General features: G+C 62.6%; 16 protein-coding genes. 8 read left to right on the forward strand and 8 right to left on the reverse strand.

Annotated features, from left to right (window positions below; all coding sequences use genetic code 11):
• Window positions 1–9 precede the first annotated feature (9 nt).
• From L2D14_04700 to L2D14_04710, 3 genes are read left to right on the forward strand one after another with little or no spacing between them, the layout of a single operon-like run.
• Window positions 10–1410, forward strand: coding sequence for a M20 family metallopeptidase (locus L2D14_04700; protein ID WNK00725.1), 1401 nt, complete (start codon window positions 10–12; stop codon window positions 1408–1410).
• A 23-nt stretch (window positions 1411–1433) separates the two neighbouring features.
• Window positions 1434–2867 (forward strand): amidase family protein, encoded by a 1434-nt coding sequence (locus tag L2D14_04705; GenBank protein WNK00726.1) that lies wholly within the window; start codon window positions 1434–1436, stop codon window positions 2865–2867.
• Window positions 2868–2890: 23 nt separating this feature from the next.
• Window positions 2891–4372: a M81 family metallopeptidase gene (locus tag L2D14_04710; GenBank protein ID WNK00727.1), complete on the forward strand. Its 1482-nt coding sequence runs from the start codon at window positions 2891–2893 to the stop codon at window positions 4370–4372.
• Window positions 4373–4381: 9 nt separating this feature from the next.
• Here the strand turns inward: L2D14_04710 and L2D14_04715 are convergent, their stop codons facing one another.
• From L2D14_04715 to L2D14_04725, 3 genes are all read right to left on the reverse strand, one after another.
• Window positions 4382–5719 (reverse strand): ATP-binding protein, encoded by a 1338-nt coding sequence (locus L2D14_04715; protein ID WNK00728.1) that lies wholly within the window; start codon window positions 5717–5719, stop codon window positions 4382–4384.
• 7 nt (window positions 5720–5726) lie between these two features.
• Complete coding sequence (locus L2D14_04720; protein ID WNK00729.1) at window positions 5727–6428, reverse strand: response regulator; 702 nt, start codon at window positions 6426–6428, stop codon at window positions 5727–5729.
• Window positions 6429–6508: 80 nt separating this feature from the next.
• Window positions 6509–7018, reverse strand: a complete 510-nt coding sequence (locus L2D14_04725; protein ID WNK00730.1) for a MarR family transcriptional regulator — start codon at window positions 7016–7018, stop codon at window positions 6509–6511.
• A gap of 130 nt (window positions 7019–7148) precedes the next feature.
• Between L2D14_04725 and L2D14_04730 the strand changes: the two genes are divergently transcribed.
• The 5 genes from L2D14_04730 to L2D14_04750 all read left to right on the forward strand — a co-directional run bounded on the left by L2D14_04730 (window position 7149) and on the right by L2D14_04750 (window position 11945).
• A complete protein-coding gene (locus L2D14_04730) occupies window positions 7149–8045 on the forward strand; it encodes a branched-chain amino acid aminotransferase (protein WNK00731.1) in 897 nt (298 codons plus the stop codon).
• Between the two features lie 113 nt (window positions 8046–8158).
• Window positions 8159–8518, forward strand: a complete 360-nt coding sequence (locus L2D14_04735; GenBank protein ID WNK00732.1) for a metalloregulator ArsR/SmtB family transcription factor — start codon at window positions 8159–8161, stop codon at window positions 8516–8518.
• Window positions 8515–9192, forward strand: coding sequence for a cation transporter (locus tag L2D14_04740; protein WNK00733.1), 678 nt, complete (start codon window positions 8515–8517; stop codon window positions 9190–9192). The genes L2D14_04735 and L2D14_04740 overlap by 4 nt, the downstream gene beginning before the upstream one ends.
• Window positions 9193–9296: 104 nt before the next feature.
• Window positions 9297–10094: a formate/nitrite transporter family protein gene (locus L2D14_04745; protein WNK00734.1), complete on the forward strand. Its 798-nt coding sequence runs from the start codon at window positions 9297–9299 to the stop codon at window positions 10092–10094.
• A gap of 144 nt (window positions 10095–10238) precedes the next feature.
• A complete protein-coding gene (locus L2D14_04750) occupies window positions 10239–11945 on the forward strand; it encodes a Na/Pi cotransporter family protein (GenBank protein WNK00735.1) in 1707 nt (568 codons plus the stop codon).
• 90 nt (window positions 11946–12035) lie between these two features.
• Here L2D14_04750 and L2D14_04755 read toward each other — a convergent pair whose 3' ends face one another.
• The 5 genes from L2D14_04755 to addB all read right to left on the reverse strand — a co-directional run bounded on the left by L2D14_04755 (window position 12036) and on the right by addB (window position 20203).
• Entirely contained in the window at window positions 12036–12476 is a 441-nt protein-coding gene (locus L2D14_04755; GenBank protein ID WNK00736.1) for a DUF1810 domain-containing protein, read from the reverse strand.
• 11 nt (window positions 12477–12487) lie between these two features.
• Window positions 12488–13258: a hydroxyacylglutathione hydrolase gene (gene gloB, locus L2D14_04760; GenBank protein ID WNK00737.1), complete on the reverse strand. Its 771-nt coding sequence runs from the start codon at window positions 13256–13258 to the stop codon at window positions 12488–12490.
• A 77-nt stretch (window positions 13259–13335) separates the two neighbouring features.
• Window positions 13336–13653: a thioredoxin TrxA gene (gene trxA, locus L2D14_04765; protein WNK00738.1), complete on the reverse strand. Its 318-nt coding sequence runs from the start codon at window positions 13651–13653 to the stop codon at window positions 13336–13338.
• A 110-nt stretch (window positions 13654–13763) separates the two neighbouring features.
• Window positions 13764–17219 (reverse strand): double-strand break repair helicase AddA, encoded by a 3456-nt coding sequence (addA, locus tag L2D14_04770; protein WNK00739.1) that lies wholly within the window; start codon window positions 17217–17219, stop codon window positions 13764–13766.
• Window positions 17216–20203 carry a double-strand break repair protein AddB gene (gene addB / locus L2D14_04775; protein ID WNK00740.1) on the reverse strand — a complete coding sequence of 996 codons (2988 nt, stop codon included), beginning with the start codon at window positions 20201–20203 and terminating at the stop codon, window positions 17216–17218. The genes addA and addB overlap by 4 nt, the downstream gene beginning before the upstream one ends.
• Window positions 20204–20205: the final 2 nt, after the last annotated feature.

Below are 20205 nucleotides of genomic sequence, written 5' to 3' on the forward strand. Positions count from 1 at the left end.
GGCCGTAATATGAATGACAAGGCATCAGCGCTGGACGGCATTGATGATTATTTCGACAGCGGCCGCTTCAAGACCGATCTGGCACGGCGTGTCGCCTATCACACGGAAAGCCCGGAGCCGGACAAGCGCCCCGAACTGTACCGCTATCTGCGGGACGAAATGACGCCTTATCTCGAGGACTTCGGTTTCACCTGCGAGATTTACGAGAATCCGATCGAGGGCCTGATGCCGTTCCTGGTTGCGCGCCGGCACGAAGGCGACGATCTGCCGACGGTCATGACGTACGGCCACGGCGACGTCGTGCGCGGTTACGACGATCAGTGGCGCGAAGGGCTGACGCCCTGGGAAATCACCGAAGAGGGGGATCGCTGGTACGGCCGCGGCACCGCCGACAACAAGGGCCAGCACACCATCAATCTGGCGGCCATGAAACAGGTGCTCGAAACGCGCGGCAAGCTCGGCTTCAATGTCATCGCTCTGATCGAGACCGGCGAAGAAGCAGGCTCGCCCGGTCTCAAAGCGTTCTGCGAACAGAACAAGGACCTGTTCAAGGCGGACGTTTTTATCGCCTCGGACGGACCGCGCCTGCAGCCGGACATGCCGACGGTGTTCATGGGATCGCGCGGTGTCTTCAATTTCACCATGACTCTGGAATGCCGCGATGGCGGACACCATTCCGGCAACTGGGGTGGCCTGTTGTCGAACCCGGGCGTGGTCATGGCGCATGCGCTGGCGACCATCACGGACGCCAGGGGCAAGCTGCTGATCGAGGATTGGCGTCCCGAGCCGATGTCCAATTCGGTGCGCAAGGCGATTTCAAAACTCGAGGTCGGCGGCGGCGAAGGATCGCCCGAGATCGATCCCGAATGGGGCGAGCCGGGACTGACGCCGGAAGAAAAGGTGTTCGGCTGGAACACCTTCGAAATCCGCGCCTTCGAGTGCGGCAACCCGCGCAACCCGGTGAATGCGATCCCGCCGCGCGCCATCGCGCATGGCCATATCCGTTATGTGGTCGGCACCGATCCGCACAATTTCCTGCCGGCGCTCAGAAAGCATCTGGACGCGCATGGTTTTCAGGCGATCGACCTGAAGGCGGAGCGCGATTACATGTACGCGACCCGGCTCGATCCCGACCATCCGTGGGCCAAGTGGGCGATCTCGTCGATCGGCGAAACGTCCGGCCAAGAAGTCGCCGTGCTGCCGAACCTGGGCGGCACGCTGCCGAATGACTGCTTCGCCGAAGTGCTGGGCCTGCCGACGATCTGGGTGCCGCATTCCTATGCCGGTTGCTCTCAGCATGCGCCGAACGAGCATGTGCTTGCGCCGGTCTGTCACAGTGCGCTCCGGATCATGACCGGCTTGTGGTGGGATCTCGGTGACGGCAAGACCCCGACGGGGAAAGCCGCCTAACATACAACAGGGGGAACGGGGACATGAGCGAGCTTTGCGATCAAAGCGCGGTTGAACTGCGCAGACAGATCGGCGTTAAGGAAATCTCGCCCGTTGAGCTGACGGAAAGCTGCATCCGCCGTGTCGAGGCCGTGAACGGCACGTTGAATGCCATGGTCTCGACCTGCTTCGAGCGCGCGCTGGACGAAGCCAAGGCCGCCGAGCAGGCGGTCGTGGACGGTGAATTTCTGGGCGCGCTGCACGGCCTGCCGGTCGCCATCAAGGACCTGGAATCGACCGAGGGACTGCGCACCACCTTCGGCTCGAAGATTTACGAAGACAATGTGCCTGCCGCCGATCAGCTCTCCGTCGCCAATGTCCGCGACGAGGGCGGGATCATCATCGGCAAAACCAACACGCCGGAATTCGGCGCCGGGGCCAATACCCGCAACCTGGTGTTCGGCGCCACGGGCAATCCGTTCGATCCGGTGAAGACCTGCGCCGGGTCGTCGGGCGGCTCGGCCGTGGCGCTGGCGGCCGGCATGGTGCCGCTGGCCAGTGGTTCGGATTACGGCGGCTCTCTCAGGACGCCGGCGGCGTTCTGCGGTGTCGTCGGGTTCCGCCCGAGCCCGGGCGTGGTCCCGGCAGAAGCCAAACCGGCGGGCTTGCTGCCGTTCTCGGTGCTGGGGCCGATGGGCCGCAGTGTCGCCGATACGGCACTTTTGTTGTCGGCACAGGCCTCCGCCGATGCGCGCGACCCCTATTCCGGCGATTTGGACCCGGCGCTGTTCGAGCCGATGCGTGAAGCCGATCTCGGTTCCATGCATGTCGCGATTTCGGCCGATCTCGGCTGCGCGCCGATCAGCAAGGCGAACCGGTCGTTGTTCAAGACGCGGACCGATACTTTCCGCCATGTCTTTGCCGAGGCTCAGGACCGCGATCCGGATTTTACCGACGTGCACGAATGCTTCGAAGTTCTGCGCGGCGTCGTTTTCGTCGGTGCGCATGGCGAGCGGGTGAAAAACCATCGCGATATCATCAGCCCCAATGTCGTCGACAACGTCGACCGCGGCCTTGAATATTCGCTTGAGGATGTCGCCAAGGCGCATCTGGTGCAGACGAAAATCGCCCGCAACTGGATATCACTGCTGAACGAGGTTGATTGCGTGATCTGTCCGGCGGCATCGGTGTCGCCGTTCCCGCACGCGGAATGGTATGTCTCGGAAATCGACGGTGAGCAGATGCCGACATACATGCGCTGGCTGGCGATGTCGTATGCGCCGACCATGGCCATGGCGTGCGGTTGCGTGCTGCCGTGCGGCCTGGACGATCAGGGCATGCCGTTCGGCATTCAGGTGCTTGGCGCACCGGGCCGCGACCGTCAGGTGCTGGAGATCGCCGCGGCGCTGGAACGCCAGCTTGCCGCCCATGCCGATACCGCCCGCCCGCTGCCGGACCTCGGCAAGCTCAGCGGCTGAGCAAACGAAAAGGACGACCTTCGATGAAACTGTTTACCGCCTGTCTCGGCACCGAAACCCATACCGAAGCACCGCTGCCGACCGACCTTGCGGCGTTTGAAAGCTCGCATCTCGTGCGTGGCGGCCAGCATGGCGAGGTGCCGCACATGTTCGGCGCACCGCTGGTGATCTGGCGCGAACATGCCAGGGCGCGCGGCTGGGATGTGGCCGAAAGCCTGTCCGCCTTCGCGACCCCGTCCGGCATCACGGTGCGCAAGGTTTATGAAGAACTTCGCGATGAAATCCTGAACGATCTGAAGGCGGCGATGCCGGTCGACGGCATCATGCTCAGCCTGCACGGCGCGATGGTCGCGGAAGGCTATGACGACTGCGAGGACGATCTGGTGCACCGCATCCGCGAAATCGTCGGCCGCGATATCCCGCTCGGTGTCGAGCTTGATCTGCATTGCCACATCACGCGCCGCTTCACCGAGGAAGTCGACGCCATCGTCATCTACAAGGAATATCCGCACACCGATTCCCGCGAACGCGCCGAAGATTTGTGGCGCATCATGGAAGCGACCTTCGACGGCAAACTGAAACCCGCCATCAGCAGTTTCGACTGCCGTATGATCGGCTGTTATCACACGACACGCGAACCGATGCGCAGCTTCGTCGACCGGATGAGTGCGCTTGAGGGCAAGGACGGCGTGCTGTCGATATCCCTCGGACACGGTTTCCCGTGGGGCGATGTGCCGGCCGAAGGGACGCGGGTCATCGTCGTTACCGACAACGACAAGGCCAAGGGCGACGAGGTGGCGGAGATGCTGGGCCGCGAGCTTTGGCAGATGCGCGACGAAATCACACCGCGCTACGTCGACGTGGAAACCGCGATCACCGACGCGTTGGCGGAAAAAGACGGCCCTGTGGTGATCGCCGACATGGCCGACAATCCGGGCGGCGGCGGCCCCGGCGACAGCACGTTCATCGTCCGGCGCATGCTGGAACGCGGTATCGGCATGGCGGCGGTCGGCGGCCTTTGGGATCCGGTGGCGACGGGAATCTGCATCGGCGCCGGGATCGGCGCCCGGTTCCAGTTGCGCCTCGGCGGTAAAACGGGCGCCGTTTCGGGCGAGCCGCTGGATCTCAACGTCGAAGTCAAAAACATCATCCGCGATGCCTATGTCAAAAGCCTCGGCGGTTCGCAGCGCTATCTCGGCGATGCAGTGTGGGTTCATGCCGAGGGGATCGACTTCGTGATTCATTCGGCCCGTACCCAGAACACACATCCGCATTATTTCGAGGCGCTGGGGATCGATCCGGCGAAACAGCGGATTCTGATCGTCAAATCCATGCAGCATTTCCATGCCGAGTATTCGAAGATCGCGGCGAAGATTATCTATTGCGCCGCCCCCGGCACCCTGGAATGGGATATGACCAAGGTCGCGCACAAAAAGATCGCCCGCCCCGTATGGCCGATCGACGCCGACCCCTGGACCATCAACGAAGAACGTCCGTGGTCTTAGAACGCGGCTCTAGAGCGGCAGCCTGATCCAGACGCGAAGCCCGCCCATCGGGGATTCCTTCAGTTGGATTTCACCACCGTGGCCCTGGATCGCATCGCGCGCGATGGACAGGCCGAGACCGACACCGCCGGTGCCGGGATTGCGTGACTGTTCGAGCCGGTAAAACGGGCGGAAGACCTCGGTGCGCTGTTCTTCGGGAATGCCGGGACCATCGTCATCGATGACGATTTCAACCGCCTCGTCGCGGATACCGGCGCGGATCGAAATATGTTCGGCATAGCGCATGGCGTTTTCAATGAGGTTGGTGATGCAGCGGCGGAAGCCGTTCGGGCGAATGGTGACATCGATACGGCCTTCGGTGTGCAGATCGATCCGCGCTTCACGCCGGCGTGCCTGATCGGCGACGTCCTGCAGGAGCTGCGACAGATCGGTCAGTTCCGGGGTTTCGCCGCCTTCACCCCGGGCAAAGGCCAGATAGCCTTCCAGCATCCGTTCCATTTCCACAATGTCGTCCTTGAGTGCCGCGCTATCGTCGCTTTGGCCGAGCATTTCGAGCTGAAGTTTCATCCGGGTCAGTGGCGTGCGCAGGTCGTGCGAGACGCCCGAAAGCATGTCGGTACGTTGTGCGATCTGGCGGCGGATGCGATCGCGCATGGCCAGAAAGGCGCTGGCGGCCTGACGGACTTCGGTCGCCCCTTCCAGTTTGAAGGCTTCAGACGCGCGGCCCTTGCCGAAATCGTCGGCGGCGGTCGCCAGACGGCGGATCGGCTTGACCTGATTGCGCATGAAGACCATGGCGACGGCGAACAGGATCAGGGATGTGCCGACCATCCAGATGACAAAAACGTATGTCGTTGAACTGAACAGACGCTTGCGGGTGGTGACGAGCCTGAGCACACCGTCGGCGAGTTGCACCTCGATGGCGACATCGCGCTCCATGCTGGACGTATCGAGCACGAACGGCTTGTTGACGAAGGACTTCATGGATTCGCTCATCATCTCTTCCAGCAAACCGTCCGGTTTCGGTGGCCTGTTTGGCAGGATGCGGCCTTCGTCGAATGTCACCCTGAACTCCATGGTTTTGGAGGCAAGATTGAAAATCCAGGTGCGGTTTTCCGGCTCGGGAAAGCGGCGCATCAGGGAGATCACGGACGCGATGTCACCGGTCACGGATTTGGCCAGCCTGAGTGTGACCTTGTCCCAGTGGCTTTCGAAGAAAATGATGGCCGAGACAATCTGCAGCAGCACCAGCGGCGTGACGATAATCAGCAACGACCGCCCGAGAAGCGACTTCGGCAGGAAGCGTTTGACCGATTGGCTCAGCGGCTGGCTCAAAGTCTCACTCATCCGTTGTCTATTTGTTGTCCGGCCAGAGTACATATCCCTTGCCGCGCACGGTCTTCAGATACCGGGGCGCGCGCGGGTCTCTTTCGATCTTACGCCGAAGCCGCGTCACCTGCACGTCGATGGCGCGGCCCTCGCCGCCGGCGTCGGTTGCCGCGATCAGTGTGTCGCGTGACATCACCTGACCGGACGTTGCACCCAGTGCACGCAGTAACGCAACCTCGACATCCGTCAGGTGGATGCGGCGGCCGCGGCGGCGCATTTCGCCGCGATCGAGCGAGAACACGGCATCGCCGAACAGCAGTTCCTGCGGCATGTCGGGTTCCGGGCGGGCGCGCTTCAAGATCGAATGAATACGCAGCACCAGTTCGCGCGGCTCGAATGGTTTGGTCAGATAATCGTCGCCGCCTTTTTCGAGGCCGCGGATGCGGTCTTCGGATTCGCTCATCGCCGTCAGCATGAGAATCGGGATGTCGTCAATCACCCGCAGCTTTTCCGCGAACTCGAGACCGCTTTCACCGGGCATCATGAGATCGAGCACAATCAGGTCGAAGGCGAGGCTGGTCATCCTGCGGCGCGCTTCTTCGGCGTCGGCTGCGGCGGTGACCATGAAGCCGTTATCGCTTAGATATTTCGCTAAAAGAGAGCGCAGCCGGTCGTCGTCATCGACCACCAGCACATGCGGCTTCTCGTCGGGGTTGTCATCCGTCATGTGCGCATTCTAGCGTGCCGATCGGCAGGGGTCATGCGGAACTGTCGGCATCGCTAACGGTGCAAAAGCGGCGGAAAAGATCAGGATGCCTCGTTGTCGCGGGGTGTGACGCGGTTCCTGTCTTCTTCGTTGATCAGGCCGCGCAGCACGGTTCTGAAGCCGGCAACGGCATCGGCACCGGCGTTGCGGAACGCATCGGCGACATGGCGGCTTTGGCGTTGCGTCAGTTCGCCTTCGAGCGCCTGACCTTTTTCCGCCAGATACAGGCGGCGGCGGCGGCGGTCGCCGGGGTCGGTTTCCTGGATAATGAAATTCTCTTCGACGAGCTGGCTCAGCACCCGCGACAGGCTTTGCTTGGTGATTTTCAGAATAGACAGCAATTCCCCAACCGAGATGCCGGGATTGGCGCCGACGAAATAAATGATGCGGTGATGCGCGCGCCCGAACCCGTAGGTTTCGAGTACCGCGTCCGCTTCGCCGGTGAAGTCGCGATAGGCGAAGAAAAGAAGTTCGATCGCCTCGCGCAAATCCTCGTCCCTGAGGAACAGGGGGTTTGCGCGCGGGCGGCCTCGTGATTGCTGATCAGACATAACCGGACTTTCACTAGGTGCAGCCGACAAGTCAATAATAATTGGTCAGTGTTATTGACATATATGCGGGAAACTGATACTTGACGCAATATCCAAGTTATCATGACTCAAGATACGAAAGAAAATTACAATGTCTGGTCCAAACTTTGCCGATCGTGACGGAAAGATCTGGTTTAACGGTGAGTTCGTAGAATGGCGCGATGCCAAGGTTCACGTCCTGACGCACGGTTTGCACTATGCATCGTCGGTCTTCGAAGGCGAGCGCATGTACAACGGCAGCATCTTCAAGCTGCGCCAGCATACCGAGCGGCTGTTTTATTCGGCCGGCGAATTGGGCTTTGAGATTCCGTACACCGCTGACGAGATCGATGCCGCCTGCATGCAAGTGTGCGACGTCAACGGTATCACCGAAGGTTATATCCGTCCGGTTGCGTGGCGTGGCAGCGAAATGATGGGGGTCTCGGCACAGAGCAACAAAATCAACGTCGCCATCGCGGCGTGGGAATGGCCGTCGTACTTCTCGCCGGAAGCGCGCATGAACGGGATCACGCTGCAGATTTCAAAATGGAAACGGCCGAGCGCGGAAACCGAGCCGGTGCATGCCAAGGCGGCGGGGCTTTACATGATTTGCACCCTGTCCAAGCACACCGCGGAAGCCGCCGGCTTTCAGGATGCGCTGATGCTGGATTACCGTGGTCTGGTCGCCGAAGCGACGGGGGCCAATGTGTTCTTCGTCATGGCGGACGGCAAGTTGCATACACCGACGCCGGATTGTTTCCTCAACGGCATTACCCGCCAGACCGTCATCGAACTTGCCAATAAACGCGGAATCGAAGTCGTCGAACGCGCCATCCGGCCCGAAGAAATGGCCGATGCGTCGGAATGCTTCCTGACCGGGAGCGCTGCCGAAGTTACGCCGGTGAGCGTTATCGGCGAGTATACCTTCAAGCCGGGCGAGGTCTGCCGGGTGCTGATGGAAGATTATGACCGTGCTGTCGGCAAGACGGCGGCCGAGGCTGCGGCCTAGAACCAACTGCTTGGTAACTTTGAATATGCGGGCGGGGCACTGGGGTAAACCCTGGGTCACGCCGGGTGAATGGCCTGTTTACAAACAATTGAATAACTGTTTAATTGTTTGTTATGATGAACGCAGCACAATCGACGGAACCGCACGACATCGCCCTGCAGCACGAGGCGCCCGACTCCGAAACCCGCCGCGAGATTGCCGATCTGTTTCGTATTCTCGGTGACCCGACGCGGCTCGGGATCGTCTATGCCTGCCTTTCCGCCCCGTTGGCGGCCGGCGATATTGCTTCGCGGCTGGGTATATCCGCATCGTTGACAAGCCATCACCTCAGATTGTTGCGGGCGGCCCGGCTTGTGCGTGGTGAGCGTCGCGGCAAGCAGATATTTTATACCGCTGCCGATGATCACGTTATCCGCGTGCTGTCGGACATGGCGGAACATGCGATAGAGCCGGACCGTGAGGATATGCCATGAGTGCGGTCTGTCATCACCACCATGCGCCGGACCCGGACAATAACGTAACGCCCGGTCAGCGGCGCGCCCTGTGGGCGGCGCTGCTGATTAACGCGGCGATGTTCGTGACGGAAATAACCGGCGGTGCGCTCGTCGGTTCGGTCGGACTGCAGGCGGACGCCGTTGACTTCTTCGGCGATGCGGTGAATTACGGTCTGTCGATCCTGGTGCTCGGTATGGCCGGCGTGTGGGGGACACGCGTTGCTTTCGTCAAAGGGTTGGCGATGATCGGCTTCGGCATCTGGGTCGCGGTGAACATCGTGCATCACCTGATTGCCGGGACTGTGCCGTCGGCGCCGGTCATGGGGACCATTGCCTTTATTGCCATGCTCGCCAATATCGCCTGTGCGCTGATCCTGTTCCGCTACAGGGGCAAGGACGCAAACATGGCGTCGGTTTGGATTTGCACCCGGAACGATGCGCTTTCCAATGTTGCGGTTATGCTTGCGGCTTCGGGTGTCTGGGTCAGCGCCAGCGGCGTCCCCGACCTGATCGTCGGCGGGCTGATTGGCGGGCTTGCCATTTTTGGCGGTCTCCAGGTGTTGCGGCTGGTGCGCATTGAACGCCGCCAGACCCGCAGGGATACGGAAGATCCGGCGGCATGCCTGAACCCGGCCGAAACCGGGGACGATTGATTGCGCACCGTGCGTTGGTTTCTATCACAATTGATCCATGACAATGTGTGTATAAATGCCGGTAAATAGTCTCTGCGTATGTCTGTGACCAAGGAGCCTCGTTCATGACCGATCCCTTTCCCGCACCGGGTTACGATGCCTACAGCCCGGGCGAAATAGCCGTCCGTGTTGAAAATGCAGGCGTCGCCAAGGCCTCGCAAGCGCCGCTGACAACCTTCGTGCTGGCTTTGCTGGCCGGCGCGTTCATTGCCTTCGGCGGCATGCTGTTCACACTGGTGATGACGGATAACGGTCTCGGCCTCGGACCCGGGCGTTTGCTTGGCGGGGTCGCGTTCTCGCTCGGGCTGATCCTGGTCGTGGTCGGCGGCGCCGAACTGTTCACGGGCAACAACCTGATCGTTATGGCCTGGGCCGACAGGAAAGTGACGACGTCCGGTCTGCTCAGGAACTGGGGTGTCGTCTTTGCCGGTAATGTCGCCGGCAGCATTGCTATGGCCGTCATGGTCTTCTTGTCCGGTACGCTCGATATCGGCGCAGGTGCGGTTGCCAAGACGGCGGTGGCGATTGCCGAGGCAAAGATGACTATCCCGCCGCTGGAAGCGTTCTTCCGCGGTTTGCTCTGTAATACGCTGGTGTGTCTCGCCGTCTGGCTTTGTTTTGCGGCGCATTCGGTGAGCAGTAAAATTCTCGCGATTATTTTTCCGATCGCAGGCTTCGTCGCCCTGGGCTTCGAGCATTCCATCGCCAATGCTTATCTGATTCCGGTTGGCTACCTGGCCGGGGCGGATGTCGGGATGGCCGGTTTTCTGGGCAATATGCTCCCCGTGACGGCCGGTAATATCGTCGGCGGCAGCGTCTTTGTGGCGCTGGTGTACTGGGCGGTATATCTGCGCGGGAAATAGTCTCCTGTCCGAATTGCATTTCCAGGTCCCTGAAATCGATTGAATATACCGCAATATGTGCGTATAAAGCAGGGATTCGGGCATAAACACAGAATTATCAACATTTTTGTGTCCGCCCTGTAGTCAAAAGGCATATCCGTTCTCGTGCATATTCTGATTGAAATATTTGGTGGCGTCGCGCTGATGTTGTGGGGTATCCGCATGGTGCGCACAGGCGTCATGCGTTCGTTCGGTGCCGAATTGCGCCGCGCTCTGTCGATGACTGCCGGCAAGCCGCTTCGCGCTTTCGCGGTCGGTTTCGGGGTCACGTCGATTCTGCAAAGCTCGACGGCGACGGCATTGATTCTGTCCTCGTTCGCCGGCCGTGGGCTGATCGGCGGGGCGGCGGCGCTGGCGATAATTCTCGGTGCCGATGTCGGCACCACGATGGTCGTACAGGTACTGTCCTTCGATCTGACGTGGCTGTCGCCGCTGTTGATCGGTGCCGGGGTAATCGCCTTTCTGACATCCGAATCGAGCCACCGCCGGGCGCTGGCCCGCGCCGCGATCGGCCTCGGCCTGATCCTTCTGGCGTTGCAGCTGATCGGCCAGGCTTCCGTGCCGCTGCGCTCGAACGAGACGCTGGCGCTGATCCTGAAGCCGCTCACCGATGAAATTCTGCTGGCCGTGATGCTGACGGCGGTCCTGACGTGGATGGCGCATTCCAGCGTCGCTGTCGTGCTGTTCGTGATGTCGCTGGCGGCGTTGCAGGTGCTCAACATGCAGCTCGCCCTGGCCATGGTGCTCGGCGCCAATCTGGGCGGGGCCTTCATTCCCGTTGTCGCGACCTATGCCGAGAAACCCGCCGGGCGGCGTGTCGCCATCGGCAACCTGATGATGCGGGGGCTGGGCGTGCTGGTGTGCGTCGCCGTGCTGCCGTGGGTACAGCCGTATCTGGCCATGCTCGACGATCAGCCGGCGCGCATGATCGCCAACTTCCATACCGTCTTCAATATCGCGTTGGCACTGGCGTTGCTGCCGTTCGTCGGCTTCGTGCATAAACTGACGGAGCGGATGATCCCGGCGCTGCCGGCGCAGGACGTGCCGGGCACACCGCGTTATCTTGACCCTTCCTCGCTGGACACGCCCTCGGTGGCGCTGGCCTGTGCGGCACGCGAGGCCCTTGCCATGGGCGATACCGTGCGTGACATGCTGGCCCGCAGTCTGGATGTGTTCCAGAAAAGCGACACCGCTCTGGTCCGCGATATCGAACTGATGGACGACACCGTCGACAGGCTGCACGAAGCGATCAAGCTTTACCTGACACGGTTGTCGAAGGAAGAAATGGACAAGGCCGAAAGCGAGCGCAATGTCGAGGTGCTCAGCTTCACCACCAACCTTGAGCACATCGGCGACATCATCGACAAGAACCTGATGGATCTGGCGGCGAAAAAGATCAAGAAGCGCGCCAGCTTCTCACAGCAGGGGCTCGAAGAACTGAGAATCTTCCACGCACGGATTCTGGAAAACTTCGATCTGGCAATGAATGTCTTCATGGCGCCCGATGTCGACATGGCGCGGATGCTGATCCACCAGAAAGTCGGCGTCCGCGATCTGGAGCGGAATTTCGCCGAAAGTCATTACGCACGCATCGCCGACGGGCGCGCCGATTCGATTGAAACCAGTTCGCTGCATCTCGATGTGTTGCGCGACCTGAAGCGCATCAACGGCCATCTGACGTCGGTCGCCTATCCGATTCTGGACCGCGCCGGGGAGCTGACGCAAAGCCGCCTCAAGGACGAGGCCGCGGAAGCGCTGGACCGCGACGCACGCCTCAACCCCTGTGCGCCGGGCGAAGCGCCGTTGCCCTGACCTGACGCCCCCTGTTGTCATCCTGAACTTGATTCAGGACCCATAATTTCGGCACGATCTCAGTGTGATGGCATGGACCCTGAATCACGTTCAGGGTGACGCGGTTTCGCTCGCCGAGAGAATCTCCAGCGTCGCCGAATCGCGCACCCCGCCGTAAAACGCTTCGAGCGCGTCTGCGAACAGCGGACCGCCGCCGGCGGCGTCGAACAGCGTCATCGACGATCTGAACTTAACGGCGTCGATCGAACCGAAAATCTCACCCGCGCTTTTATGCGCATGTCCGAGCACAAGGCCGGTTGCCTCTTCAAGACGGCCGCCCAGCACGGGGTGCTTCAGATAGGCCTTCGCCGCGTTCAGGGACGGCAAGGCGTAATGCACCGCCGTCGGGCTGTGTCCGAGACCGGCGATCTGCGGAAAGACGAACCACATCCAGTGCGTCCGCTTGGCGCCTGCGCTCAGTTCGGCTGTGACGTCCGGCCACACCGTATCCTGTGCCGAGACGAAACGTTCGAGGTCGAACGGGTCGCTCATGGCCGGGGAATCTAGAAGTTGTCCTTGCGCTTGCGCACTTCGGCGAAGACATCGACGATGTCCGCGCCCTGCATGCCCAGTGTCGCCTGAATGCCGGCGCTCGACGGCCTCAGGAACGGGTTGGTCCTGCGTTCCTGCGCCAGGGTCGAGGGCACCGTCGGGATACCCCTGGCGCGCTTGTCGTTGACCTCGTCCATCAGCTTGATGAGATCGTCGTTGTCGGGGTCGACGCTGAGCGCGAAACGGCCGTTGGACTGGGTGTATTCGTGCGCGCAGTAAACCCGGGTTTCGCCGGGCAGCGCCTCGAACTTGGCGAGCGAGTTGACCATCTGCGCGGGCGTGCCTTCGAACAACCGCCCGCAGCCCATGACGAACAGGGTATCGCCGCAGAACAGCGCGTCCGAGTCCGCGAACCAATAGGCTATGTGCCCGCGCGTGTGGCCCGGCACGTCGAACACCGTCGCGCTGGCAGCGCCCATCGTATAGGTGTCGCCGTCGCCGACCTCGACATCGATGCCGGGGATACGGTCCTTATCGGCGCGCGGGCCGACGATGGTGCAGCCGGTGGCGTTCTTGAGTTCCATATTGCCGCCGGTGTGATCGTTGTGATGGTGCGTGTTGAGAATGTGCGTCAGTGTCCAGCCGGTCTGTTCGAGCGTATCGAGAACCGGGCCGGCAACGGCCGGATCGACGACGCCGGTGGCGCCGGTTTCCGGGCAGTGCGCCAGATAGACATAGTTGTCGTTGAGCACCGGGATCTGTTTGATTTCAAGCTTGCTCATGGCATTCCCCATAAAGACTGAACCCCGCCGTTTCGGGCGGGGTCCAAAATTTCAAATCGTGACCCCGATGGGCCGGATTAAAGATTCTGTTCGATCCACTGCACCAACTGGCTCTTCGGCAACGCGCCCACCTTGGTGTCGGCAACTTCGCCGTCCTTGAACAGCATCAGCGTCGGAATGCCGCGCACACCGTAATTGCTGGGCGTTTCGGGATTGTCGTCGATGTTGATCTTGGCGATGGTGACCTTGTCGCCCATTTCCGCCGAGATTTCCTCGAGCGCAGGCGCGATCTGCTTGCACGGTCCGCACCATTCGGCCCAGAAATCCACGACCACAGGGCCGGATGCGCCAAGGACGTCCTGTTGAAACGAGCTGTCGGTTACTTGCTTGGGCATAAGGTGTGTCCCTTCAAAAAAGCCGGTTTGAAACCAGTATTAAAATATGCGGTGTTTCTTTGCCACACGTCGATTGTCTGTATGGAATCTAGGTAGCTGCCATTACCCCGTCAAGGTGCCAGAGGGGCCAGTAATTCATCCGGCAATTCCATGCACTTGGGCGCATCTGTCCACAATAGAAAGGCGCGTACAGGAATATCCGGGAAAATTTGCCGGAGCGCAGCGCTGTAAGTCGCCATCTGCTTGAGATACAGGGGGGCCACGTCTTCGGGCCTGGACGGCGGCGGACGGTTGGTCTTGAAGTCGATAATCAGCAGCTCGCCGCCGCTATGCACCAGCCGGTCGATCTGCCCGGATATGACACGCGGGCCGTCGGCGGTCTCAATAGTGCCGGTGAGCGGCACTTCGGCGCGCGACCCGGGGCCGAACAGGGGGGCGAACGCCGGGTCCTCGAGCACCGCCATAACTTCGTGGACAAGAGCGGCCTGGGATTCCTCATCGAAACCGTGCGCCGGGCGGGCGATATAGGCACGCGCCGCTTCCCGGCGATTCTGGGCGGGCAGTTCGGGTAGGGTCTGCATCAGTGCATGCACGACATTGCCGCGCTTGAAGCGCTGACCGTCATCGCCGTCGAGCGGTGAACGCACCGGCGGTTCCTCGTCATCGGGACGGGACGGGCTCAACGGTTTGGGCGGCGTCGGTTCGCTTTCGGGCGCAGCCATGGCCCAGCCGGGCAGGGGGGTGTCCGCGGCAAGGCTGCCTTCGCGCCCGCCGCCGCCGTCCGGGTCCGCCGTCTGCGGTTTGTCGTACACGATCCGGGTGCGGTCATCGGCTTCGGTTTCCGCGGTCCCCAGTTTCGTCATGGCGGTTTCGATCATGTCATACCAGGAAGATCCGCCGGCGGCGTTCTTGCCGGTGAAGCCGGTGACATACAGCCGGTCCTTGGCGCGGGTCATGGCGACGTAAAGAAGCCGGCGGTACTCTTCCAGCGACTGTTCGCGCTTTTCCTGCTTGATCGCCTGCAGCGCCTCGGTCTCGTTGCTCTTGAAGCCGGGCCACATGGGGATTTCACCGTCCGGCCAGCGGATCTTGTCATCGGTCTGCGACGCCGGGACCGAGCAGGCATCGGCAAGGAAAACGATTTCCGCCTGCAGTCCTTTGGCGCCGTGCACGGTCATGACACGGACCTCGTTGCGGCCCTGCTCAAGGTCGCGTTTGACCTCGGTGCCGCCGATCTCCAGCCAGTGCAGGAAGCCTTCCATGGACGGCACGTGATCGGCTTCAAAGTCCAGCGCGGCGGCGAGGAAGTCGTCGATCGGGTCGGCGGCGTCCGGTCCCAGCCGTGCCAGCAACCGGCGCCGTCCGCCATCGGCATTCAGCACGTTCGAGAAAAATTCGAACGGCGGCATGAAATCGGCGCGATTGCGCCATGTGCCGATCCGCTCCCAGGCCCGCGCATAGGCCTCATCCTCGCCATACCGGTCGCGCAGCGCGTCGAGCAACGTCCCCGGCCGGTCATACGCGAGCGCGAAAAGCTGGTCTTCGTTCAGGCCGGCGAGCGGGCCTTTCAGCACCGTCGCGGTATTCAGATCGTCGTCCGGCAGCAGCGTCAGGCGGCCGAGCGCGATCAGGTCCTGAATGACAAGCTGATCGGGCAGGACCATGCGGTCGCGCCCGGAAACCGCGATGCCCCGTTCCTTCAGCGCGGCGACCAGCGTTTCCGCCATGCGGCGGCGGCGTTGCACGAGGATCAGGATATCGCCGGGCTGCACCGGACGGCCCTGGGCCGGCAGGATTTCGCCGCTGTCGATCCAGTCTTTGACGGTGTCGGCAATGCGCACGGCGACCCGCGCCAAGGGGCTGTCGGCACTGACATGATCCAGCGGCACATGCCACGGATCATCCTCGCCGTCGTCCGCGCGGGGTTCTTCCTTGGGCCACAGGGTGACGCGCCCGGCCTGCCCCTGACGGGCCGAGATATGATCGACCTTGTGACCGTCAAAGCTGAGACCGCGCGCCGCTTCGGCGTCCTCGAACACCTTGTCGACGACATCCAGCACCGCCGGGGCGGAGCGGAAGCTTTCCGCCATGTCGACCGGTTTCCAGACCTGACCGATGGTCTGCACCTGATCGCCGAAGCGGCTTTTCATGGTGCCGAACATCACCGGATCGGCACCCTGAAAGCTGTAGATCGACTGTTTTTCATCGCCGACGGCGAACATCGTGCGCGGCCGCTCGGCGGTTTCCTCGTAGCGGCTCTGGCCGGTAAAGAAGTCCGACGCGATTTCCTCGATCACCTGCCACTGTTCGGGGCTGGTGTCCTGTGCTTCGTCGACGAGCACATGCTCGATGCCGCCGTCGAGCTTGTAATGCACCCAGCTTACGCCGGACGCACTGCTCAGCAGCGCCGAGGCATGCTGGATCAGATCGTCGTAATCGAGCCTGGCATGGCGTTGCTTTATCCCCTCATAAGCCTCGATCAGTGCCGCGCCGATGGTGATCAGCGCGCGCGTCGCGGCGGCGACATTGATCGCTTTCAAGAGATCGAGCTTAGCAATCAGCGTTTCGGCAAACCCGACGGCAAGGCTCTGCGCCCCTTCATCGAAGGCTCGCGCGTCTTTGGCGACCAGCCGGTCGGGACTGCGGATTTCTTGTTTGTCTGTCAGGAACACCTTGATGAAATCGCTCCGCCAGAGCGTTTCTCGCTTTTCGACCGGTAACTCGAGCCAGCCGCGCACGGTTGCCGCAGCATCCTTATTCGTCTTGCTCCCTTCGTCCCAGGCGGCGCACACACGTTCCAGCATGGCGCGGGTGTCGTCGTCGATAACGCAGGCTTCGCGAATGACCTGCTCAGCGCTCAGACTTGGGTCAATGCCGAGGGCATGACAGACGGCATCGCCGAGCGGACCGGGGCCGCCGTATGTCTGCAGCGCCCCCCTGAACCGGGCCCGCGTGCCGTCCAGCTCCTTCATCAGACCCGCGAACTGTTCCTCGTTCACCAGCGCGGCGATTTCGGATAGCGCGTCGGTCAGTTCCGTGCCGCGCGCTGCCGCCTGACCCAGCACGATATCGCGTGCCTGCAGTTGCAACTCGCGTTGGTCGCGGTCGTCCATGACGCGGAAGTCGGGGGCGATTTCGGCTTCCAGCGGAAACCGCCCCAACAGCGATTCGCAGAACGCATGAATGGTGCGGATGCGCAGTCCTTCGGGGGCTTCGAGCGTCATCGCGAACAACTGCCGCGCGCGGCTCAGCAATTCGGGATCGTCCGGGGTCTCGCCGAGTGCCTGCAGTTCTTCTTTGAGCACATCGTCGGGCATCGCCGACCATTTGCCGAGCAACTCGGAAAGTCGGTTCGACATTTCCGCGGCGGCGGCCTTGGTGAAGGTCAGGCACAAAATGCGTTCGGGTTGCACGCCGGCCAGCAAAAGCCGGGAAATCCGGTCGACCAGAACCCCGGTCTTGCCGGTCCCCGCGTTCGCCGACACCCACACCGACGCTTCCGGTGCTGCCGCAATGATCTGCTGGCCGGTCCGCTTGCGGATTTTGAAGTCGGCCGATGCGCTCATGCGTCCTCCTCCCCGCCGCCGCGCCATTCGGCAATGCGGGCCAGATGATCGTAGTCGCTGTAGCGGTTCTCGAACTGCGGACGCGGCACGGACAGATACGGACGATCGGGATCGGCATACTGCGAAATCAGCCGGTTGACGCCTGTCAGCGTCTTGTCGATCAACTCCGGAATGTCGAGCTTGATGGGCTTTTCCTCGCCCGGGTCCCGGCCGCCCGACAGCTTGACGTATAAAAGCTCCACCGCATCTTCCGCCGGCACGCCCTTGAACGCGCCGCGCCGCGCCATGACCGCTTCCAACGGCAGTTGCGGGCTGAAGCCGCTGCCCACCTGTTTCGGCGACGGCGTGTGGCCGGTCTTGTAATCGATGATCGACAGCCCCAGTTCGGGCCGCTCGTCGATACGGTCCGGTTTGGCGGTGATGGTGAAGCCGCCTTCGACGGCGTCGATGACCAGCTCGCCTTTCTCCTCGGCGAAGTTGACCTGCCAGCCCTGCGCCAGGCGGTCGCGCTGCCAGCCCGTGAACCAGGTGGCGATGCGCTCGAAGCGGGGCCACCAGAAGGCGCGCACGCCGGGCCGGGCCAGGTGTTCGGCGAAGACCCGCTCGCCGATCTCGCGCAGGATCCGTTCGGCGTCATCGGGGACAGAATCCGGATAGTCGCGGACGAAGGTTTCCAGAACCTCGTGTATAAGACTGCCGCGCTCGGCGGCGCCGGGGTCGGCGTCCAGCGGGTCGAGCGCCTTGAGCTTCAGGATGTGACGGGCATAGACGGCATAGGGATCGCGGATCAGGGTCTCGATCTGCGTTACCGACAGGCTTTTCGGGCGCGCGTCGAGCGGCGGCACCGGTTTCGGCGGCCCCGGCTGGACGCGGGGCGCGTCATCGAGCTTCGTGACCCACTGCAGCCACGGCTTTTCGCCGTCGCTCTCGAAACCCGGTATTGCTCTCTGGGTCTCGCTTTGGCTTGCACCCGCACGCTGCAACAGGTTGTCGATCCTGAGCAGCCAGCGCGACGGCACCGTCGGCGCGCCACCGAGGCGCTCGGCGCGGGTCAGGATCACCTCGGGCGCGGCGAACGCCTGCTGGAAATCGTGCGCTGTCAGGCCGATGCGGCGTTCCGGCATCTCGAGCCCGATCGCCGCCATCATCGGCCGGCTCATCCACGGATTGCTCTCGGCCTCCGGCGGCCATGTGCTTTCGTTGAGGCCGCCCAGAATGACCGTGTCGGCATGTTGCAGGCGGGCTTCCAGCAGCCCCCAGATATGAAGGCGCGGATGCGTGCCGAAACGGGGCCGTACCACACGTCCCGCCATCAGGCCGTCGAACATGCCGGCATACGCCGCCCCCGGCTGCTTGCCCATAACGCCGATGGCTTCCGCCAGTTCGGCGATGAAACGCGCCGCGTTGTCGCCCGCATCCCCGGCCCACAGGCGCTGCGCGCCGGCCAGTTCTTGGTTGCCGGCGAGCGCTTCGCAGGCCGCGACATGGCATTTCAGGGCGTCTGCGTAATCGGCGCTGTCGCTTTGCAGAAGCGCCAGAAGCGGGCTCAGGGTTTTCTCGATGATATCGATCAGCGGGCGCAGATGCGCGGTTTTCGGGCTGTTGCCGAGGGCGGCCCGCAAGCCCTTGATCCCCGGCGCCGGTCGCGGTCCGCGCAGGGCGCGGATTTCGAAACCGCGCACCAGACTGCGGAAATCGGCGGCCTCAAGGCCGCCTGCCGCCAGCGGATGTTTCAACAGTGCCAGCAGTTGTACGGGCGCCAGCCGTTCCGCGCAGGCATCGGCGACGAGCCGCAGAAAGGCCCCGGGCGGTGTCTGCGCCAACGGTACGCCCGCGGAATCGTCGACCTCCAGGTCCCAGCGCTTGAGCGCGGCGGCAACGCGGCGGGCAAGGCTGCGGTCCGGCGTGATCAGGGCGCAGGTCTTGCCCGGTGTCTCAAGTGTGTTGCGCATGGCAAGCGCGATCACGGCCGCTTCTTCGCTCGGGCCGGGACAATTGATCCGGTGGACCTGGGCAAGCGCGGCGCCGATGTCGTCGCTGCTTTGCGCTGCCGGGGCGGATGCCTTGGCCGGTGTCAGCGCGGCGGAAATCAGGCGGCTGCGCGGACTGGGCGGGGCATCGATGAAATCATCGACGGCGCCGCGTTCGACATCCAGGCGCGCCAAAAGCTGCTTCAGGCCGAACTGCGGGTGCGTCGGTCCCAAAAGCGACCAGGCGTCGTCGCTCATGCATTTGTCGAGGCCGGGCAGGATCACCATGCCTTGCGGCAGGCGGGCAATGACGCCCAGCAAATCCGCCGTCGCCGGGATCGAGCCGGTTGATCCGGCGGCAATCACCGGGGTCTTGGGCGGGATGTCGCGCCACAGCCGTGCCTGTGCACCGAGCAGGGCGTTGCGCCGGGCGGCGGGATCGAGACAGCCTTCGGCTTCGAGGATGTTCGGCCACTGGGAAATCAGGATTTCCAGAAACCGCAGTACCTGCTGCCAGTGCACCGCGTAATCGGCATCGTCGCTGACGAGGCCGCGGATATCTTCGGGAGTGCAGTTTTCCGTCGCCAGCCGGTCGATCAGCTTGGCCAGTTCCAGTGCCAGCGCCGTTGCCTGTTCGGGATGCATGCGGTGATCGGGCAGCGCCATGACGGCACGGCCGAGCAGGAGCTGACGGCGCAGCGAGGGAATGGCGGGGGCGAGGGACAGTGCCTCGGCGGCCCCCGGCGGCAAACCGGCCTCGGCGATGGACAGTTCCTCCTCGTCCATGTCGCCCAGCGGAGTCATTGTCGGCAGCAACTGCGCACGTCCGCCGCCAAGCCGCAAAAACGCCTCGGCCAGGGCCCGGCAGGCACGCCGGGTCGGCAGCAGGATTCGCATTTCCGCCAATTTCATGGGCTCAGCGCCGGCATGTTCGAGTAACCGCGCCGCCAGTGCATCGACGAAGGCGACGCCGCTATCGATTGTGACTATGCGTGGCGCCGGTCCGTCGAACATCT

The organism is Thalassospiraceae bacterium LMO-JJ14, assembly GCA_021555105.2.
GTDB lineage: Bacteria > Pseudomonadota > Alphaproteobacteria > Rhodospirillales > Casp-alpha2 > UBA4479.